This is a genomic window from Mesorhizobium sp. M7A.F.Ca.CA.001.08.2.1 (genome assembly GCF_003998455.1).
In the GTDB taxonomy this organism is placed as follows: Bacteria; Pseudomonadota; Alphaproteobacteria; order Rhizobiales; family Rhizobiaceae; genus Mesorhizobium; species Mesorhizobium ciceri.
Genome location: NZ_RZPW01000680.1, coordinates 1 through 3,375, shown reverse-complemented (window position 1 = coordinate 3,375; position 3,375 = coordinate 1). Strand labels below are relative to the sequence as shown.

At 64.6% G+C, this 3,375-nt stretch carries 4 protein-coding genes; 2 read left to right on the top strand and 2 right to left on the bottom strand.

Annotated elements, in window-relative coordinates:
- Positions 1-202 precede the first annotated feature (202 nt).
- On the bottom strand, positions 203-517 hold the full coding sequence (groES, locus tag EN914_RS28925) for a co-chaperone GroES (RefSeq protein ID WP_013530718.1): 315 nt from the start codon (positions 515-517) through the stop codon (positions 203-205).
- A gap of 332 nt (positions 518-849) precedes the next feature.
- Between groES and EN914_RS28920 the strand changes: the two genes are divergently transcribed.
- Together EN914_RS28920 and EN914_RS28915 are read left to right on the top strand one after the other, a co-directional pair.
- A complete protein-coding gene (locus tag EN914_RS28920; RefSeq protein WP_024501657.1) occupies positions 850-1,128 on the top strand; it encodes an usg protein in 279 nt (92 codons plus the stop codon).
- Positions 1,129-1,298: 170 nt separating this feature from the next.
- Positions 1,299-2,081, top strand: coding sequence for an SDR family oxidoreductase (locus tag EN914_RS28915; protein WP_024501658.1), 783 nt, complete (start codon positions 1,299-1,301; stop codon positions 2,079-2,081).
- Positions 2,082-2,208: 127 nt separating this feature from the next.
- Here the strand turns inward: EN914_RS28915 and EN914_RS28910 are convergent.
- Positions 2,209-3,375, bottom strand: a 1,167-nt coding sequence (locus EN914_RS28910; protein ID WP_164778986.1) for an ATP-binding protein, incomplete at its 5' end; no start/stop codon positions are given.

Genomic DNA, 3,375 nt, shown 5'->3' with positions numbered 1-3,375 from the left:
GATGCGCGGCGCGCCGAACGACTTGTCGATGACCACATTGCGCCCCTTGGGACCGAGCGTCACCTTCACCGCATTGGCAAGGATGTCGACGCCGCGCAGCATCTTCTCGCGCGCTTCGGTATGGAATTTCACTTCTTTGGCAGCCATTGGATCACTCCTTTATCTAGGCAGCATTCGTTGACTGGTTGGATACAAGAAGCCGTCAGGCGGCCTTCTTCACTTCGGCGATCTCATCGATGATACCCATCACGTCGCTTTCCTTCATGATGAGCAGGTCCTCGCCGTCGAGTTTGATCTCGGTGCCGGACCATTTGCCGAACAGGATGCGGTCGCCGACCTTGACATCGAGTTCGACAAGCTTGCCGCTGTCGTCGCGCGCGCCGGGACCGACGGCGAGCACTTCGCCTTCCTGCGGTTTTTCCTTTGCGGTATCGGGGATGATGATGCCGCCGGAGGTCTTCTCCTCGGCTTCAAGGCGGCGGACCAGAATACGGTCATGCAATGGACGGAACGCCATGTCGTTCTCCTCGTGGACAAACAGGTTTTGAGGTTCCTCCGCACCGAACCGGCAATATCGGACCGGTGCGGAACGCCGCGACCCTTCGTCAGGCATCGCGGCGCATATCGAGCTAGTTTTGCCCTTTTTCGGTTTCAAGAGACCAGCGCAAAAATTTTTATATTCGACAAGAAAGAGCGCCAAGACACTGTTATGGCGTGGCTATTTTCGGAACCCGCGAGCTTCTCGCGGCGTTGTTTAAAGAGGGACAGAACCAATCGCCCCGGCCCGGCATTGGGCGGGGTCGACACAAATGCCGCCGGCTCGATGCCTCAGCGGAGAAGGAGAAAGACATGGCCGATACGGTCAGCAACGAATTCCGCCTGCAAATGGAAGGTTATGGCCTGACGACGGCCGAAATCCACTATTACCTGCCCGATCATCCAAGCCTGCTTCAGCTCTATGTCTGGCAGGACTATGATCTCGCTCCAGCCTTTCCCGAACTCAAGGGTTTTCTCCAATATTGGGAGCGCGAACTCGATGGTCCGCTCCACTCGGTTCGCGTTGCTCATCACCAGCTCATCCAGCCTTCGGAATGGCGGGCCGTCGAGGGCATAATCACGGTCCACTAGGGTCTTTGCGACGGCCTCCGCTACGTAGGGAATCACGACATTGGGGCAGGCTCTCGCCGGCCCCACGCAGCGCGACAGCCAACAACCTCCACTCCAAGATTTCCAATTTCCGTATTGTAAAACGATCGCGCCGCGCTAGCCTGAAATCAGATGCGAGGCGGGGAAGAGGAATGGAGCTCCAACTCAACGGCAAGGTGGCGCTGGTCACCGGCTCGACGCAAGGCATTGGCCGCGCCATCGCCGAGACGCTGGCGCGCTGCGGCGCGGGCGGCCTGCTCGTCACCGGGCGCGAGAAGACGCGCGGCGATGCCGTTGCGGAAGAGCTTTCGCGGCTCGGCACGCCGACGGTTTTCGTCGCCGCCGACCTCGCCGACCCGGCAGCCCCTGCCCTTTTGGCGCAAGCCTGCATCGAGCGCTTCGGCCGCATCGATGCGCTGGTCAACGCCGCAGGGCTGACCGACCGGGCCTCGTTCCTCGATGCCGATCTCGACGGCTGGGCCTCGCTGTTCGCGGTCAACGCGCGGGCGCCGTTCTTCCTCATGCAGGCGGCCATCGCCGACATGAAGAAGCGCGGAGAGCGCGGCGCCATCGTCAACATCCTGTCGATCAACGACCATTGCGGCTCGCCGGAGCTCGCCGTCTATTCCGCCAGCAAGGGCGCGCTGGCCACGCTGACCAAAAACGCCGCCAACGCCCATCGCTTCGATCGCATCCGCGTCAACGGCATCAATGTCGGCTGGACCGACACGCCGGCCGAACGCGTCATGCAAGCCGACACGCTGGGCAACGGGCCGGGCTGGCTCGATGCCGCCAACGCCTCGCAACCCTTCGGCCGCCTGTTCTCGACCAGCGATATCGCCAACCTCGCCGTCTTCCTGCTTTCGGATGCTGCCGGGCCGATGACCGGCACGCTCGTCGATCAGGAACAGTGGGTGATTGGGGCGAACCGGTGAGCGCCATCGAAACGCAAGCGCCTGCATGACGCATCGTCGGCGATTTCACGGTTGCCATCAGAAATTTGTCGCGATGACGGTGACTGAAAAGCCTATCGCATCATTCGCTCAAAGCACCCGCGCCGCCTCACAGCGCCAGGCTTCCCTGCTCCACTTCCTCGGCATTCGGATCTCCCGGTGCGGTGGCCCAGGCCAATTCGACCAGTGTCACGGTGCGCCGGCCTGTCCCGTCGAGCTGGCAGACGATGAGGCCCTGCTCCTCGATATAGGTCAACAGGCGCCGGGCGCGGCGCAGCGAGTGCGAGCCGTAGGCGCGGGCGATCGCGGCGTCGCTCGGACAAGGCCAGCCCTCCTTCGCCGCGCGGGCAATCATCATGAACACGCCCTGCATGTCGTCGGGCAGCAGCGACGCGCGGACGGAAACGTCCCGCCATGCGTCGTCCTGTGTCGTCTCTGACCCAAGGCCGGCCCGGGCGCGCGTCAGCATGCGGCGGAACTCCGGCAGGTCGGGCACGACCGAGGCCAGGCCTTCGATGCGGCAGCGGACCACGAACTCCTGATAGAGCACGCCGATCACGCGAAAACCCGCGTCGGGCTGCGCCAGGATGGCGCGCAGCACACGGTCCACGCGCTCGCGGCGCTCGGCCAGATCCTCGGCGCTGACTTGCGGCTCCGCCGGTTCGGGGCGGATTTCCAAGGCCGCCGACTTCGCCGCCATCAACTGGTCGAGCAGGTCCGGCGACGCCGGGCGACGCGGCGTGCGCACCGTTTCGGGCGGCGGCGCCGCCAGGATGATCGCGCGTGCATCCTCGAGTGCTGCTTCCGGCATCGCCATCAGCCGCGGCGTTCCGTTGCGCGGGCTCGTATCCGTCGGGCCGATGCGCAGGCCCAGCGGACGGCGCGACAGCGCCGGGCCGAGCGCCATGAACTGCCCGCGTTCCAGATCGCGAAACGCCTCCGCCTGGCGCCGCTCCATGCCCAGAAGGTCGGCGGCACGCGCCATGTCGATATCGAGGAAGGTGCGGCCCATGAGGAAGTTGGACGCCTCGGCGGCGACGTTCTTGGCGAGCTTTGCCAGCCGCTGGGTGGCGATGATGCCGGCCAGCCCGCGCTTTCGGCCACGGCACATCAAATTGGTCATCGCGCCGAGCGAGAGCTTTCGCGCCTCGTCGGAAACCTCGCCGGCCACCGCCGGCGCGAACAGCTGCGCCTCGTCCACCACCACCAGCATCGGGTACCAGTGGTCACGGGCGACCTCGAACAGCCCGCCGAGGAAGGCGGCGGCACGCCGCAT

Coding starts and splice junctions, on each gene's coding strand:
- groES (WP_013530718.1), bottom strand. CDS start 517: ATGGCGTTCCGTCCATTGCATGACCGTATTCTGGTCCGCCGCCTTGAA.
- EN914_RS28920 (WP_024501657.1), top strand. CDS start 850: ATGGCCGATACGGTCAGCAACGAATTCCGCCTGCAAATGGAAGGTTAT.
- EN914_RS28915 (WP_024501658.1), top strand. CDS start 1,299: ATGGAGCTCCAACTCAACGGCAAGGTGGCGCTGGTCACCGGCTCGACG.